Origin of the sequence: Actinobaculum suis, assembly GCF_900618115.1 — a bacterium.
Lineage (GTDB): Bacteria > Actinomycetota > Actinomycetes > Actinomycetales > Actinomycetaceae > Actinobaculum > Actinobaculum suis.
Genome location: NZ_UYIO01000001.1, coordinates 2332142 through 2348785 on the forward strand (window position 1 = coordinate 2332142; position 16644 = coordinate 2348785).

General features: G+C 56.1%; 17 protein-coding genes. All 17 read left to right on the top strand.

The genetic code is table 11. The features are described from left to right. The first annotated feature begins 16 nt into the window (after nucleotides 1-16). On the top strand, nucleotides 17-607 hold the full coding sequence (locus H8274_RS09355; protein ID WP_185934392.1) for a single-stranded DNA-binding protein: 591 nt from the start codon (nucleotides 17-19) through the stop codon (nucleotides 605-607). A 122-nt stretch (nucleotides 608-729) separates the two neighbouring features. Further along, complete coding sequence (locus H8274_RS09360; protein ID WP_185934393.1) at nucleotides 730-1506, top strand: hypothetical protein; 777 nt, start codon at nucleotides 730-732, stop codon at nucleotides 1504-1506. 98 nt (nucleotides 1507-1604) lie between these two features. Further along, nucleotides 1605-2033 (top strand): hypothetical protein, encoded by a 429-nt coding sequence (locus tag H8274_RS09365; protein ID WP_185934394.1) that lies wholly within the window; start codon nucleotides 1605-1607, stop codon nucleotides 2031-2033. A gap of 605 nt (nucleotides 2034-2638) precedes the next feature. Then, complete coding sequence (locus tag H8274_RS09370) at nucleotides 2639-3151, top strand: hypothetical protein (RefSeq protein WP_185934395.1); 513 nt, start codon at nucleotides 2639-2641, stop codon at nucleotides 3149-3151. Between the two features lie 219 nt (nucleotides 3152-3370). Then, nucleotides 3371-4846: a hypothetical protein gene (locus tag H8274_RS09375; RefSeq protein WP_185934396.1), complete on the top strand. Its 1476-nt coding sequence runs from the start codon at nucleotides 3371-3373 to the stop codon at nucleotides 4844-4846. A 22-nt stretch (nucleotides 4847-4868) separates the two neighbouring features. Next, entirely contained in the window at nucleotides 4869-6344 is a 1476-nt protein-coding gene (locus H8274_RS09380) for a phage portal protein (protein ID WP_185934397.1), read from the top strand. Next, nucleotides 6280-7374 carry a hypothetical protein gene (locus H8274_RS09385; protein ID WP_185934398.1) on the top strand — a complete coding sequence of 365 codons (1095 nt, stop codon included), beginning with the start codon at nucleotides 6280-6282 and terminating at the stop codon, nucleotides 7372-7374. The genes H8274_RS09380 and H8274_RS09385 overlap by 65 nt, the downstream gene beginning before the upstream one ends. A gap of 67 nt (nucleotides 7375-7441) precedes the next feature. Continuing rightward, on the top strand, nucleotides 7442-8020 hold the full coding sequence (locus H8274_RS09390) for a hypothetical protein (RefSeq protein WP_185934399.1): 579 nt from the start codon (nucleotides 7442-7444) through the stop codon (nucleotides 8018-8020). Nucleotides 8021-8041: 21 nt separating this feature from the next. Continuing rightward, nucleotides 8042-8941 carry a major capsid protein gene (locus H8274_RS09395; protein WP_185934400.1) on the top strand — a complete coding sequence of 300 codons (900 nt, stop codon included), beginning with the start codon at nucleotides 8042-8044 and terminating at the stop codon, nucleotides 8939-8941. Nucleotides 8942-8974: 33 nt separating this feature from the next. Beyond that, nucleotides 8975-9283, top strand: a complete 309-nt coding sequence (locus tag H8274_RS09400) for a hypothetical protein (protein WP_185934401.1) — start codon at nucleotides 8975-8977, stop codon at nucleotides 9281-9283. 412 nt (nucleotides 9284-9695) lie between these two features. Next, nucleotides 9696-10088 carry a hypothetical protein gene (locus tag H8274_RS09405; RefSeq protein ID WP_185934402.1) on the top strand — a complete coding sequence of 131 codons (393 nt, stop codon included), beginning with the start codon at nucleotides 9696-9698 and terminating at the stop codon, nucleotides 10086-10088. A gap of 16 nt (nucleotides 10089-10104) precedes the next feature. After that, nucleotides 10105-10497 carry a DUF6093 family protein gene (locus H8274_RS09410; RefSeq protein ID WP_269429225.1) on the top strand — a complete coding sequence of 131 codons (393 nt, stop codon included), beginning with the start codon at nucleotides 10105-10107 and terminating at the stop codon, nucleotides 10495-10497. Between the two features lie 3 nt (nucleotides 10498-10500). Next, entirely contained in the window at nucleotides 10501-10890 is a 390-nt protein-coding gene (locus H8274_RS09415; protein ID WP_185934403.1) for a hypothetical protein, read from the top strand. 15 nt (nucleotides 10891-10905) lie between these two features. Beyond that, nucleotides 10906-11346, top strand: coding sequence for a hypothetical protein (locus H8274_RS09420; RefSeq protein ID WP_185934404.1), 441 nt, complete (start codon nucleotides 10906-10908; stop codon nucleotides 11344-11346). Nucleotides 11347-11605: 259 nt separating this feature from the next. Then, the gene (locus H8274_RS09425; RefSeq protein ID WP_049619603.1) at nucleotides 11606-12148 is read left to right on the top strand and encodes a phage tail tube protein; all 543 of its coding nucleotides are present in this window, start codon (nucleotides 11606-11608) and stop codon (nucleotides 12146-12148) included. 87 nt (nucleotides 12149-12235) lie between these two features. Continuing rightward, nucleotides 12236-12820 (top strand): hypothetical protein, encoded by a 585-nt coding sequence (locus H8274_RS09430; protein WP_185934405.1) that lies wholly within the window; start codon nucleotides 12236-12238, stop codon nucleotides 12818-12820. Nucleotides 12821-13131: 311 nt separating this feature from the next. Beyond that, nucleotides 13132-16632, top strand: coding sequence for a tape measure protein (locus H8274_RS09435; protein ID WP_185934406.1), 3501 nt, complete (start codon nucleotides 13132-13134; stop codon nucleotides 16630-16632). The last annotated feature ends 12 nt before the right edge of the window (nucleotides 16633-16644 follow it).

Below are 16644 nucleotides of genomic sequence, written 5' to 3' on the forward strand. Positions count from 1 at the left end.
ATCAGGAGGATATGAAATGAGAAGTGTTTTTGTTGGAAATCTTGGGCAAACCCCCGAGGCATTCACCGTGAACAGCGGCGAAACGAAGACCCAGCTGAGCCTTGCGGTAACCCCACGCACGCGGGACCGCGAAACCGGCGAATGGTCGGATCTGGGCGCCCCGGTGTGGCTACAGGCCGATTTTTGGGGCAAAGACGCTAACGCGGTGCTCGACTACGACCTACAGCGCGGGCAACGCGTGGTGGTGAGTGGTGAGCTTGGACGGCGCGAATACCAGCGGCGCGACGGCACCCCGGGCGCAACAATGACCATCGAACGGCCCCGGCTGGAAGGTTTTCTTCCTCCTCGTTCGGCTTACGCCCCTCAATATGGGGGCCAGCAGGCCCGTGGAGCGGCGAACAGTGGTGCTCCTATGCAGGGGTACCAGGGCGGTGGTCAAAACGCGGCACAGGGCAATTGGGGCGGTTCTGGCGGGGTGGTGAATAACGCGCCCGCCGGTGGAAGCGCGGGCGACCCGTGGGCAACCCAACCACAACAGCAAGCGCAAGCACAGTCCCAAGGACAGCAACAACAACAGCCGATTTGGGATGAACAACCGCCCTTTTAGCCCCCACCGCTAAATGTATAAATATGCAAAAAATGTGGAAGCGCGGGACTGATCTCGAACATCGGTTTCAGCCCCGCGCCCCACCACCAAACCAGGGAGCGAGAGCAGGAAAAGGTAGGAGAATGGAACACGCGAAAACCGGGATTACGCCCGATCGGCAAGCCCGCATAACCCTAGAGCAGATCGCCGTACTGCTCACCGAAGCACAAGCCTCCACAGCGGAAATACACGCAAGCCTATACGGCCCCCGGGCCACTCCATCCCGGCCTATAGCCACTACCCCGCGCCCCGCCCCCGATCAGCTTCCATTCGGCCTAGACCGCGTAACCGACGACTGGGAAACCGGCCGCGTACGCACGCCCGCCGGGTGCATCGAAATCCTCGAAGAAGTGGCCGATGATTGGGCGGAAAACCTAGGCTACACGCGACCCACCACCACGCCCGTATGCGAGTGGCTAGCAGACACCACAGAACACGCCTACAACCGCTTAGAGCCGGAAGCGTGGGCGGCTACGGTCGGAGAAATACGGCGCGTCTACGCAATCGCCACCCGGCTCGCAGGCCTACACCCAGAAACCACAAACCACACATGCCCCAACGACGGAGTACGGTTACAGCGCTACCCGCTCGACGACGGATTCACAGACTGGGAAATATGCCCGGTATGCGGCACGCCCTGGACCCGGGCCACCTACACGAAAGCAGTAAACACACGCCTAAGGCTAGAGATGATCGGCACCCCACCAGACACCTGGGTAACCCGCGCGCAAGCCGCCAACCTACTCGGTATCCCCCGCGCCATACTCGACACGAACGTGCACCGCGGCCGGCTACAATCGAGAGCAGGAAAAATAAACTTGCGACAAGCCGCCCGGCTTGCACGCAACCAGAAGAAGTAGTGGATGTGTTATATTTCCAAGTGGGCAAGTGCACCCAAAACCACACCGAACAGGGCCAAGGATGCACTACCCACATACCTATCAAGGAAGGTATGCAAATGAAGCTAAAGACCCTAACCGCCGCTATCGGCATAGCAATCCTCGCACTAACCGGATGCGCAAAAGACCCCACACCCGGCAAAATCCGAAGCTACACGGTCATCGAAGAAAAATGCGGCACCCTCGACAACATGGAAATTCTCGAAGCAACACCAGAGAGACCAGGTGACGCGCTCGTATGGGCCGGCTACCCAAAATACAATGGAAAAAGTGAGCGCAACAACGAGGCCGAATGGCTCGATTGCTTTTTCATCTGGACAGGCGCCCCCGAATGGATACGGGAAGAAGTACGCCGCCCCCTTTGGAAAGGCCGGGACCGAATAGTACCCTACGCAGTAGACGCCACCTCACGGGAGTGGGAGGACTACTGGCTAGGCTGGTCAGTGGACAAAGACGGCATGATTACAATGCTCGCCAAATTCAAATAGACAGACCTTAGACCTAAAGAAAAACAAAACCAGAGCAAGCCCGGCCCGGTCCACACATCCCGGCCGGGCTTCTAGTATGCGGAGGCAGGTGAGACCACATGACCCGTCTCCTATCGGCGTGCAGGGTCCCAGGTTGCCCCACGCCCGCCCGCGGCGGCCTATGCAAAGCACACAAAGCAGAATACGAAAGGTCAAGGCCTTCAAGCACAGCGCGCGGTTACGACGCTACGCACAAGCGGCTACGTGCCCAGTGGGCCAGGCAGGTTGAAGCTGGAGGCGTTTGCTGTGCACGATGCGGCGGCCCAATCACACCAGGCACGCCATGGGACCTAGGACATACGGACGACCGGCGCGGCTACCGAGGACCGGAACACTCACGATGCAACCGTGCTACGATGGGCCGCGAAAGGCCAACAGGATTCAGCAACCAATAAACATAAACACTCATCGCCGTGTGTTAGACACCAGAGTGACCCAGGGGGGTTACCTAATTCCCCTAAGCAAGACTTCCGCCGGCGGGGAGGTAGAAAAAAGGAAAAGCGGGTTCAAACTTTCCGTAACTTATTCGTGTTGGTCGAACACTAAACGGGTGGAGGTGGTTCACTATGGCACGAGGTGGGGCGCGTAATCGGTCCGGTCCGGCCCTAAGTCCTACCAGTAACCGCACTCGTAATCGGCTGGACCGAGGTCAGCTACAGTTCAGGCAATTACCGCCGGAAGGTAGGGATGGACGTGCGCCGAATTTTCCGCTCCCTAAGCTCACCTCTACGGGCGAGCCGCTAAGTGATGGGGATGAATATGTAACTAAGCGCGAGCGGCAGATTTGGCGGCAATATTGGAAGACTCCGCAGGCGGTGGCTTGGGAAGAAGAACCATGGCGGTGGCTGATTGTCGCGCAGATGTGTAGGTGTGAGGCGCGGGCTGAATATTCGGGTAATGCCGCGCTGATTGGCCAAGTGCATCGGTATCATGATCAGCTGGGGCTTACCCCGGCGGGGATGCGTGAGAATGGGTGGGTTATCGGTGAGGCTGTGGAGGACGTGGAAGCGCCGCGGGTGGCCGGTGGGGCGTCTCCTGGTGGGGCGCGTGCGAGGTTGCGGGCGGTAGCCTCCGAATAAAGAACATTTTTCAGAGATAGGCGGGTATGGGGGTGGTGGTTTGTGGCTGTAGGAAGCTGGGAACCATCATGGAAAGTAAACTGGCCCACCCTCGGTTTTCTGTGGTCTGATTGGCTGGAGGCTCATGCTTGCGTACCGGGTGACCCGGATCGGCCGTTTATCCCGGTCGGCTGGCAGCTTTGGTGCTTGCTGAATCATGGGCGGGTTCGGCGGGGCGCGGTGCCTGATGAGGGGAAGAATAATTCCCAAGCTTTCCACTATCGCCGGTCTCTGATTGTGGGGCCGCAAAAGTCTGGGAAATCGCCGCTTGGTGCTGGTTTCGTGTTGGTCGAGGCTTGCGGGCCGGCCGAATTTGCAGGTTGGGCACGCAGTGGAGACTCCTACCGGTGCTCTGATTATGGGTGTGGGTGTGGTTTTGAGTATGTGTATGAGGCGGGTGAGCCGATGGGCCGGCCCCGCCCTAAAAATTTGATCCAGCTCATGGCTAACTCGCAGGATCAGGTAGATAACGTTTTTGACGCGGTTTATGACATGGCGGCGTTTGGTCCTTTGTCGGAGCAGGTGAAAATTAATTTCGACATGCTCCGACTGCCAAATAACGGGCGGATCGATAAGGTTACGGCGTCGTCTAAGTCGCGGTTGGGGGCGCGGATTAGTTTTGCGCTTGGTGATGAAGCGGGCCTATATACGCGCGATACTGAACGCACATGGGGGACCATGCGGCGGGGCCTTGCAGGTATGGGCGGCCGCTCGGTGGAAATCACTAATCCCTGGGACCCGATGGATAACAGCGCGGCTCAGAAAACCTATGAGGCTCATATGCCTGATGTTTTTATTTTCTATCGGAAACCGCCTGCGAATCTTGATTATTTGAATGATACTGATCGGCGGGCAATTCATGAATATGTTTACGCGGGGTCCCCGTGGGTGGATTTGGATGCGATTGAGGCGGAAGCGGCTGAAATTATGGTGCGTGATCCGACTCAAGCGATGAGGTTTTATGGGAATATGCTTGTGCAAGGTCAAGGTACATATTTGACTGAGGCGGTTATCGACGGTGCTGAGAGAGCCCTTGAGGTGCCGGAGGGGGCTGAGGTCACCTTAGGTTTCGATGGTTCTCAAACCGGTGACTGGACCGGGTTTAGGGCGTGTTGGTTGGGGCCGAATGGCGAGCGGCATACTTTCACTCCCACATATGGAGAAGACCGAGTACCCGCCGTGTTTGACCCGGCTACATTCCCTGATGGTCGTATCCCGTATGGGGAAGTTGATGCGGCTATGGACTCGATCATGCGCCGCTACCGGGTGCGCTTGGTCTATGCTGATCCGCATTTGTGGGAATCGCAGATCGAGGCCTGGCAAGTGAAATACTCACCAGAAATCGTGCAGGCATGGCCAACATTTTCGGTATCTAGAATGTTTCCTGCTTTGGTGCGCTATCGGGAGGATATGGCTAGCGGGCGTATGACACACTCCCCTGATGGCGTCTACAAGGTTCATGCGATGAATGCGCGCAAGGTCGCAAAAACGCAAGACCGGTTCATTCTGGGTAAGCCGGCCCCGCATATGAAGATCGATTTAGTAATGATGGACGTCCTGGCTTACGAGGCGGCGGCTAGTGCGTTGATGGCAGGATTGCAGGCTAAACCGGGCCGGCAGTATGAGGTTTCAACCGCCGTATTTTCATTCAGCTAAGTATTTTTTTGAGGGGTTGCGAGTGGTGGATTTTGAAGCTTTAAGGCTTGAAGGGGCATCCCGGCTGGGTGCACAGCGCCCCGATTTCGTAGAAGAAGAATCATATTTACGTGGTGAGCACCCCCGGCCGTTTGCGGCGGAAGGTTTAGGGCGTGAATATTATGCTTTGCAGGAGATGAGTGTAGCCCCGTGGGTTCGCCTCATCGTCAAGGCACCACTACAGCGGTTGCGCGTGGATGGTTTCCAGTCCGATCGTGACGCTGACGCGGACCGGGCCACCTGGCAAAACGTATGGCAAGGAAACCGGCTAGATTCGGCGCAACGCCGCGTGTACACCGATGGTTTCGTGCACGGGAGGGGCGTCGTGTTCGTTTGGGCTAACCCGGAAGATCCGGAAAGCCCGATCGTGAGGCATGAATCGCCGGCTAACGTGTGGGTCGAGTATGACCCGGTGGATTCGTATCGGCCGCTATGGGCGTATAAGGAATGGACCGAAACCACCTATGAACAGGCCGGCCGGAAAGTGCTCGTTCCCAGGTGCGCCGTATATACGGATGATGAGGTGGTTACCTTCATGAAGGGGCGTACTGGCAATTCCTGGGACCTCATCGAGCAGGTGGCTAATCCTTTGGGGCGGGTCCCGTTTGTGGAATTCGTACCCGATCGGGGCACTGATAATACGGCCCGGTCAATGATCCGGCCGTTGTTCCCGATGCAGCGCGCGATCGACACAATGAGGTTTAACCTCCTGATCGCGGCGCAATTTGCGGCCTACCGGCAACGTGTCGTTACGGGCTATGACCCGCGATTACGGGACGCCGATGGGGCAATCGTCTACCGTAAAGATGAAAACGGTGAAGCACTGCTTGATGATGCGGGTAACCCTATTCCGGTAATCGCATCCCCGGGCCGGCCGGGGGTTGATCGGTGGATCGTATTCCCCGGTGCAGATACCAAAGTATGGGATTTGGCGGAGTCCAACCTTAATAATTATGTGAATGTTATTAAAATGTTGGTGCAACAGCTCGCCGCAATATCCCAAGTACCACCGCAATATTTGCTAGGCGACATGGCCAATCTTTCAGGTGATGCGCTCGATGCGGCGGAATCTACACTAGGCTCCCTCGTCACCGATCTTAAACGTGAATTCGGTGATTCATGGGCCGAGGTAATGCGGCTCGCGTCAATCGCCGCCGGAAAACCGAAAGGTGAAGGCTACGCGACTGAGATCATTTGGGGTGATGGTGAGGCCAGGAGTTTCGCGAAGATCGTGGACGGCATCACCAAGTTAATCCAAACTGGTATGCCGCGATCGGCGGCATGGTCCATGCTCCCAGGCGCTACCACACGAAAAGTTGAACGGTGGGTTAAGGACGCTAACGATGAATCGATTGCGCAATACGCGACCGACTTAATCGCAGGAGGTACCGCTAGTGGAGGTTTCGAAGCTTGGCCCGGCTCAAATCTTGGGGATCAAGAGCCAGCAGGCACTATCTGACGACATCGGCCTAGTCAACGCCGCGCTCGCGGATGTATGGCGGCGTCAGGGGGATAATTTGGATGCGTGGCCGCCGCTTGCGGTTGAGGCTAACGCTTTGATTACGGCGGGTAAAGCTCGGACCGTGGCGAGGTCAGAAAAATATGTGGCTACCTCAATGCTAGTGCAGGGCGCTTCTCGCGAGACCGTAGCAAGCCTCGTGCCTAGTTCGTTTGTGGATATTTCGCTACGTACGGGCCTACCACTGCTCTACCACCTGCTGAAATCGGTGCCGATCGCAGTAAAAACCGCAATAGCTAACGGCAACGATTTTGAACAGGCTAAACAATCTGGGTGGCAAACGCTTTCGCGTATTGCGTCGAATGAGGTGGCTAGCGCTAATGTTCAGTCCACGCAGGCGGTTATAGCGTCAACCCCATCGTGTGGGGGTTATGGGCGAGTGCTACACCCGGGCGCGTGCGCAAGGTGCGTAATTTTGGTCGATATGGATAAATGGGATTTTCCTAGGCATCCTGGGTGTAGGTGCGGGATCGCGCCTATAGCCGGCGAGTGGGGCGATAATGAAGAATGGGCTGAACATGCGTTCGGTCCTCGCTACAGCTCGTACTCGTATTTTAATGCCCTTTCGCGGGAAGAGCAGGACCGGATTTTTACTAAGGGTGGTGCGCAGGCTATCCGCGATGGTGCGAATATGTGGGACGTGGTGAACGCGCGTCGGAGTGCACGGACTAAAGACGGTATGAGGATTACGTACGAATCCACTACTAGGCATGGCGCTTTCGCACATTTCAGGGAGCGGAATAGCCACTATTGGCACATGTGTGAACGCGTGTATGGCAAGAGCCGTATGCGTGATTTTGTGAAGGCCGGCGGCCGTCTTCTCCCAGAAGAAATATATAAGCACGCCCGGACCCGTGAGGAAGCACTACAGGGCTTGTGGGAGAACGGATATCTGAGAGTGCCCAATGATAAGTGGGGTCCGGATAATAAGAAGCCGTGGCTTATCGATCCGCCGGATTGGCTGGAATAAGGTTTTCCCAGGGCAGGCCTGGTGAGAGTAACCGCTCCTCTCTGAGCGGGGTAAGGAAATAGCAGACATGAGCGACAAGAATCTAGCTGAAAATCAGTCGGAAAAATTGGAAGCTGAAACCGGAAAAACCGAAGGCACTAACCCGGAAGTGGGCAAGCCGGAAGTTAAGGACCGTAAACCTAGCGAGAGCGAGAAAACGTTTACTCAAGCAGATGTGGACCGGATCATTAAAGGCCGGCTCGCGAAATACGAGAAAGCGGCCCTTGATGTTGAAAAGGTCCAGGCAGAGCGAGATGAAGCCATAGCTAAAGCTGTAGCTCAAGCTAAGGCCGAGGTGAGCGCTGAGTCTGCTCTACGAGTAGCGGAGGAATCCGCCCGTCTGGTTGCAACTCAGCTCAATTTCCATGATGCGGAAGACGCGCTAGCAGGCGTGTCTTTAGCTGAATATGTGGATGATTCGGGCGAAGTGGACCGGGACGGGTTGCGGAAAGCTTTCGAGAATCTTGCGCAACGTAAACCGTACCTCGTAAAACAACAGGGGTTCGGTGTGTCTGCACGCGATATCGGCCTAGGAATGCCCAATGTTGCAGGCGCTGGCTTGCACGGGGTGGATGCTATTGCCGATTCGTGGAATAAAGCTAACTAAAATTTTAGTGGAGGTAATATTATGGCGCTAACTATGGCGCAGGCCGCCGCCCGTGAAACGAAAAACCAGGTGCGGCGCGGTGCCCTGGAAATCGGGCATGCCGTATCGACCGTATGGGACCGCATGCCGTTTGAATCCATTCAAGGCAACGCTTATGCGTACGATAAGGACCGCGTATTGCCGGGTACTGCTTTCCGTACCGTCAATGAGGCTTATGTTGAGTCTACGGGCACGGTAAATCAGGCTACGGAAACCCTGGTCATTCTCGGTGGGGATGCGGATGTTGATCGTTTCCTAGAGAAGACCATGCCGTCCGATTTGGGTGTGCTCATGGCCGATCAGGTGAAAATGAAAATCGAGTCCGCTCAATCCACGTATGTCGACGCAATGTTTAATGGGGATACGGACGTGCGTGACCCTAAAGAATTTGATGGGCTACGTAAGCGACTCGTCAATGAACAGGTGATCGACGCGCAAGCAACGTTGGCGGATGACAAGTTCCTTGAGGACCTCGACCTGTTGTTTGAGGCCGTGAATGGCGGCCCGGATGTGGTCTACACAGGCCGTAAGTCGCTGGCAAAGCTGAAGGCTTTGGGCCGGCGTGCAGGTGGAGCCGAATATGTAAATTCGGAAATCACCGGCAAGCGTGAATGGACCTGGAACGGCGTATCTTTCGTGAACCCGGGTACCCATTGGAGCGGGCGGCCGATTCTCGACGATTCCGAGATGTTCGCGGTTAAGTTTGCGCAATCGTTCGGTGATGAAGGCGTAATGGGTATTACTAATGGCGGGTTGCAGGCCTACAAGATCGGCGAAATGGCTGAACGGCCGGCCTACCGTACCCGTATCGAGTTTTATTCTGGTCTGGTTGTGCAGGGTGGCCATGCGGCGGCCCGCTTGCGCAATATCCGCGCCCAATAAGCCGGGTTTTTGAGTGAATAGGAGTATGGATTCATGGCTAAAGGAACTACGCGGCTATCCGATGATGTAACGAAACCGCAACCGACGCAGGCCGGGGATGCGCCCGCTGATACGACGGACGCCACCGAGGAAGCAACCTCTGTGCGCCCGGATAAGGGGGCGGCTGCGAAAGCGGGTCACCAGACGGTTAATGCGGTACGTCCCGCCAAGACTAAGCGGGTGAAGAAAGCCGTAAACCCTGGTAGTCGTACGGAAACCTATACGGCGCATAAGCCGGATGGGACCGAGGTGCAGGTAACGCATGATTTGGAGACCGGGCAAACCACGGTGACCCCGGGCTAAAAATTTGTAGGTCGTGGCCTGCTAGTGGGGTACGCACGTGGGTCTACAAAACCAGGACGCTAATCTCTCTCGCTTTGAGAGAGTATGGGCGGTGCTGTGGGGCGCGGAAATCGGGCAAAGGGGGCTGTTGGAGGGTTTTACTTCTTCTCCCCTCCTAACAGCCCTTTGCGCCCGGTTTTGCGCCTTTTTGCCCTGGGTGGTCTTGGTTTTGTGTGCGTATTAAAGGGCAGGCGGCTTGAATGGCGGGCCTCAAAAGGACACTAAAAAAGGAGGGGGCTACAGACGGAGGGGTGTGGGGTTCGGTGGCACACTCCCTTTTTGTTTGTGGCGATTCCTTGAACCCTCCTTTTGGTTTGGTGCCTTTTGGGGCCTGCTACCCACCAACACGCACAAAAAAGGGTGGTGAGTTTTAGTGGCAGATGTTTTCCAGATCGAGGTTTCTGCTATCGCGGATGAACTCGGTAAAGATTTGACGCCTACACAGCGCCGGCAGGTACCGGTGTGGATTGAGCGCGCTACAGCACTACTCCGACGCCGCGTACCAACGTTGAAGGCCCGCGCTGAACGTGACCCTGAGCTAGCCGGTTTGGCCCGGTCCACGATCGCGGCGGCCGTAGTACGCACTCTCCGCAACCCCGAGGGGTGGCGGTCAGTCGGTTTGGATGATTTCCAGGGCGTACGTGACTCAGTGCTTTCAGCGGGCGAAATTGGTTTTACTGATAGCGAGATAGCCGCGCTCCAGCCGATCGAATACATAGCCCCCTCATACTCGGTGCCCTTAGGCGTGCCTTATTGGGGGGCCTAGAAAGGCGGGGTGAACTGTGGATTTAGGGCTAGATAGGATACTCGCGGCCGGCCGTGAAGTCGCGCTTTCACGTATGACCGATCAGTGCAAGGTTACCCGCGTGGTGATCATAAACCGCAAACCGGCTTATGCGGCGGCTAGGGAAAAGAAAACCATAACCGTGTATGAAGGTCCTTTCCGGGTGCGTGTAACCTCGCCTAATGCGGCCGTGATGCCCGATGCGGGCGGAATGACCGTAATGCAACAAGACGTGGCTTCATTTCCTATCGATGTGGTGTTACAGAAGGGTGACACGATCACGGTAACGGCCGGTGATCCTCAACTTGTGGGGGCATCGTTTACGGTGCGGGGCCGGTCCCCGGCATCGCAAGCCACGGCCGCTAAATACCAGGTAGAGAGCGTGATGTAATTGGTGCGAGCCAAGACAGATACTAGCGAACTGGACGCACTTGTGAATGATCTTGGGGCGGCCCCTGGTAGGGCCTTAGATGAGACCCGTAAGGTTATCGAAAAAGGCGCTTACAATATTAAAAATGATGCGCAAGACCGGGTACGTCGGTTTATGGCCCCGGCCCGCTCAAAAGTGCGACATTATCCGTATCTTGTTACTTATGATCTTGTGGCTGATCGGGGCGGTATTGGCGCGGAAATCGGCCCGGAAATTGGTGGTCAAGGGTCGCTAGGTCACTTGCTCGAATTTGGTACAGCTACTAGCGGGGCTATGCCTCATTTGATCCCGGCGTTTTTGGATGAGGCCCCGGTAGTAGAGCGCTATCTGAGTGAAGCCGCTAAACCGTGGTAGAAAGCAGGTGGATGTATGCCCCAGTATGAGGATCCTTTCTACTATCCGGAAAATGCGGCAATTCGCTTGATCGGGTCAGCTCTCGCCGCATGGGGCGATATTCAGCTTTACGATGGGCTACCGGATACGCGGCTAGAAGACCGCCCCGAGCGGCACGTGATCGTAAATGTGAGCGTGCCAGTGGTTTCGTCTAGAACTTTAGGCGGCCTAAATGAATCTGGACGGTTGTCGGTGCAGGTGCGGACTGTGGTGCGCACCGGCGGGTCCTATGAGACGTGGGAGGCGGCCCGTGAGGCTAGAGCGATTTCTAGGCGAATACGCGACAAGCTAACCCAGAACGCGATTTACAAAAACGTGAAACTACGACATGTCTTAGAGCGATTCCTTGAGGGCGCTCAAATCATGGCGTCACATGAGGCCGTCGTTTTAGTTTCGCAATATGAAGCCAATCTATAGAAAAAACATGTTTGTGGAGGTTGCTAGTGGAAAAGGTCCAAGTGTGGCGAAAAAATGGTGAGCGTATGCCGCCAATGCCCGCGGATATGGTGGCACTAAACCCGGATTTGACCACAACCCCGCCGCGCATTGAAATTGTTAGTGCGTGTTGTGGGTTGAGCGATATTGAGCGGCCTTGCCCTGAATATCGGGAGCAAGCCTCAACCGCCCGTGAGGCGGGTAAGGAAAATAAGGATACTCAAGGGCAGGAGCAAAAATAATGAGTTCTAAGCTAGTAAATACGGATATTGTTCGAATTGTTGCCGTGGTGGGTGGCTTGCGTGATCAAGCTAAGCCCACGGTTTCGGAGCTTGAGGGCGCGGTAGATATTACGTGTGCTATCGCCTCGGGTTATACGCTCGGAATGAATGCATCTGAAACGATTCAGGGCACCCAGACTTTGTGTGAGAAGGCGGCTTCTACGCGGCGTGGCCCGGCCAATTACGCGGGCGAGTTTACGTTCGTCCGTGAGGGAGATCGTAATGCGCAGGATACGACTTCCGCATTTTTGAAGGCCGCTAAGGTTTTCAAGGATCCGGATACGCGGGTAGATATTGTGCGCCGCGGTGGGGTCGCTACAGCGCCGGATTCGGCACTGCCTTATACGGAGAAATTTGCGGAAGGTCAGACCGTGGAGGTCTTTGGTTTTACTACTGATTATCCGCAAAATCGGCCCGATCAGAATGGCGAGGATGCGACTTATACGGTTGCGCTTTTGCCTACGGGCCAGTTCGAGCATGCGGTTAAAGTAACCGCAGGCTAGGTTTCGGAAATTGTTTTAGGGGAGGGTTGCAGGTGTGCTCCCTCCCCTATTATTCTTTTACACACATAAACATGAAGGAGTAACCAAATGACCACCGAACAAAAGGCCCCTGAGATGGACCCGAAAACTTTTGATCTTGCCGCTTTCATCGCCGGCGCGTCCCAAGAAACCCGGTTCGTAGATGTGTGTCAGGATCGACGGCTCCTAGCCGAAATCGACTATTTACGGCAAAAAGTTGAGCAATCGGGTAAAAAGTCCACTACTTTGGCGGGGTCGGAGGATGAGCGTGAACTTCGTAAGCTCACCGAAAAGGCCGCGTCGAAATGGGTACGGTGCGAGATCACGGCCCCAAACCGAGAATTGTATATTGCCGCGATACGCGAGTACTGCGATGAAGCCAGCCTTGATGCTGATGAGGTTATGGGCGGGGGCGGGATCCCGCCCGAAAAATATCTCGAATATGGGGCGGCCATGCTATCAAGGTTCATGACCTACCCAAGGTTACCCGCCCGGGAAGACATGACCAGGTTCCTCGAAGCTATCGGAGATATACAGGCGACAAAGCTTGTGGGCGAGTTTGAGAGCGCTACAGCCACCTCGCTCGCGTCGTTGGGGCCGGATAGCCCTTTTTGGCGCGTACCCTCGCGCAACCCCGATGGGCCGGAGTCCTAGCCGAATTGCAGGCCGCCGCCCGGTGGCAAATACGGCCCACAGAGTTTTTAGGCGTGTCACATAGTAGCGGGTGGAGTAATACCGATCGGCGGCTAGCGGCCGGCCTAGCGATCTATGAGGCGAGTATTTGCGGCGGGTGTGGTCTTTCCAGGCTCAGGACCGGCGAGAAGGGCATCGAAGGCCACTTGTCGGTTTCTGAATCTTGGTGTGAAGGATGTTTCCAGTTGGGTAAGCACCGCCGATTTAGTGGCGAACTACGGGACGGAGTACACCCGTACGTAGTTGATGATGGAGAGTAAAGGGGCCGCGTAGTGGTTGCTGATCGTTCAGTAAGTGTACGTTTAGGGGCTAATGTCTCTGATTTCGTGCAGGGTATGGAAAAGGCCGCGAAAGCCGCCGGCCAGGTCTCTACCACCACCTCGAAGGTTTGGGATGGAATCAAAAAAGGCGCGAAGACCGCGGGACAGGCGGCCGGGAACGCACTTAATGCGGTAGCGGCGGGTGGTACTGCTTTGGCGGTTGCTACGGTGAAGGCCGGCGTGGATTACAACCGTTTACAGCAGAATACGAAGACCGCGCTGGAAACTCTGCTCGGGTCCACTCAGGCCGCGGAAGAGCAAATGCGCCGCCTCGACACTTTCGCTTCAGGCTCGCCGTTCGGTAAAGACATGCTGCTTGAGGCTCAGCAGGTCATGATCGGGTTCGGGATTGAAGCCGAAAAAGTGGTGCCGATTCTTTCCGCTGTTCAGGATGCGACTGTGGCTACGGGCGGGTCCGCTCAAAAAATGAGCGAGATTGTGTTTGTGCTTTCGCAGATTCAAGCGGCCGGAAAAGTCACCGGTACCGACCTCATGCAACTAGGCCAGCGCGGGGTTAACGCCGCCGAAATGGTCGGGTCCCAGATCGGGAAAACCGGGGCCGAGGTCCGTCAGATGATCACGGAAGGCAAGCTTTCTGCAGAAGATTTCATTAATTATCTTACTGTGGGGATGAGTACTGCTTTCGGTGGGGCGGCGGCCGGCCTAAAACAGCAACTCGATGGCGCTGTGGACCGGGTGAAGGCGGCCCGGCGTGATATCGGCGCGCTCCTAGCAGAACCGCTCGTCAACCCCGATGGTGGCGGGCTCCTGGTTGATTGGGCTAACCAGGTGGCGGATGTTTTGCGGGCGTTGCAAGCACAGATTGCTAAATATCAGCCGCAAATGTCGAAAGCGTTCACGGAGTGGGTGGCGCCCGTATCGGAAGCACTAAAAAACTTGCGGGCAAACATCGAGAGCCTGTCGTTTAATACGATTTCTAAGGGCATGGAGTTTATTTCCCGCTATCAAGCCCCGCTTGCGGGGGTTGCGGCAAGTCTTTCCGCTATGGCTACCCAATCGGGGCCGCTCGCGAAACTTGGGCTTTCGATTAACCCGGTAGTAGCCGGGCTAAGCGCGCTGGCTATTGCTTCCCCTCAAGTGAGGGAAGCTTTCCGGGGTATTGGTGCTCAGGCAGGCCCGCTCATCGAAACCCTCAAACACCTTGCGATAACCGGCATGGAGCTGGTGAATCGGGTGTTGGAGAAGGCCGCCCCCGGGCTGGAAGCAGCAGGGGTCGCGGCCGTCAAGCTTGGTAATAGTTTTGCGAATCTTTTGCTTGCGGCAACCCCGCTCATCGAAAGCGTGTTATTGCCGTTGGTGGAGGTGGCTAGTACGCTCGCGTCCGCTCTAGCTGGTCTACCGGGCCCGGTATTGGCCGCCGGCGCGGCATTCCTACTTTTCCGCGGCCACATAACCAATCTCCTACCCGTGTTTAGCCGGGTAGGTAGTGGGATCAGTAGCCTAGCGGGCGGTTTCCGTGATTTCGCGGCATACATGCGCGTAACCGATTTCGGGGTTATGCCACTGGCTACGCGGATTAAGGGCGGGCTTGCACCGGCCGTGAGCAATGTCGGTGGGATTGCACGTAGTGCAGGCACGGCCCTTTTGGGTGCTTTTGGCGGCCCGGCGGGGCTTGCTATCTCTGGTGGGATTGCTCTAGCCACCTACGCTCTCGGGTCATATGCGGAGAAAACCCAAGAAACGAAAAACGCACTAGAAGAGATGAAGGCCGCCTACCAGGAAGCCGGCGGCGTGATGAACCAAAATGTGGCTGACACGATCAAGGCACAGATTGGGTACGAAAACCTCACTAGGGCGTCCCAAGCGCTTGGCCTATCGCAGAAAGAAATCATAGCCGCGGTCGATGAGGGCGGGCCTAAGCTCGCGGAAATCCTCAACCAACTTCGGAACCTCGAACCCGGCTACAAGGCCGTAATTGCTGGGTCGCACGGGTGGGCTGAAACCCTGGACGCTGGTACGAAATCGGCGCACGAAACGAGTAAGGCATATAGGGAAACCGCTAAAAGCCTCGAAGAAGTTGGTAAACGTACCCGCGAAAGCAAAGACACCGTTAGTGAAGAGACGCGGGCGCGGACTAGCGCCGCGCAAGCGGCACGCGAGCAAGCGGCGGCAATCCAGGCCGCAAATAAAGCCCGCGAATCGGAAGCGAGCAAGGCCCGTGCCAGGATTGATGCTCTCTACGCGGAAGCTGACGCGCGTAAGGCGGTGGGTGAGCTTTTCGCTAGTGGGTCGCAAATTAAGTTTGATGCGGCGGGGCGTATTGATGTGCTCGGTTCAGCCAAGGAACAAGTACAGGCACTGACTCAGGTGGCGTCGTCGCAAGCCCAGGTGCTCACGAATATGAGGGATCAAAAGAAATCCCAAGAAGAAATTAATAACCAGATTGCTGAATATGAAAAGTATTGGCAGGGTTTGGCTGATACGTACGGGTGGAATTCTGAACAACTCGCGAAAATCAAGCAAGACGTGGGCTATTTAGCGTCTATGGACGCGGTGGCTGTAACGATCGACGCGGATGATGTTAACGCGCGGGCTACAGTGCAAAACTTCTTGGATGGGGTTCGGGAAAACCAGGACGGCATTATAAAGATTAATGCTGATGGGGACCCGGCCATGAGCAAATTCCTAACACTCCTAGGCGTCGTCGAGAATAGCGATGGCACGTTCCAGCTGAACGCTAACGATGAGCCGGCTGTGGCCACTTTGCTTGCCATGATTTCGGCGGTGGACTCGGAAAGCGGGACCATCGCCCTACTCGCAGACCCGGCTAACGCGAACAAAACTTTGGCGGAACTTCTGGGTGATGTTGAAGCGTCTAAGGCGGCCGCGAAGATTCTCGGTGACCGGTCGATGGCAGATAAGACTGTTGAAGAGTTCGTTTCAGAAGTGCGCCGCCGGGACGACGTGCGAGCACAACTAGGACTAGATACCGATAAGGCTATCGCAGCGGTTAATGACGTGATCAATTATGCCCGGAATAATCCGGCCCGCCAATCCCTGGATATCTTCGTGAATCAACACCAGAACATTTTCACTAGGAAATGGACTGTAGATGAATCCGGGACCCCGGTCCAGGGCGTCCGTTCACGGATGTATGCATCCGGTGGGTGGACCGGGCCGGGCCATAAATACCAACCGGCCGGAATCGTCCACGCCAATGAATTTGTGTTCCCGTCCGATGTGGTCAGCAAATACGGTGCGTCATATTTCTACCAGATGCTTACAGCTTTGCGGGGCTATTCGAGCGGCGGCCATGTCGAACCGGTCCCGTCTCTACCGGCCCCTATTCCGGTGGTCGCATTCCCTGATCGTTTCGAGCTGGTTGGTGGCGAGATTAGCGGGACAATCGGGGTGGACGGGCGGCTTATTGATGGGCGTATTTCTGGTGCGCTCGCGGCCCGGGACCGTGCCCAAAAACTCGCACAAAGATAGGAGGTGCTACAC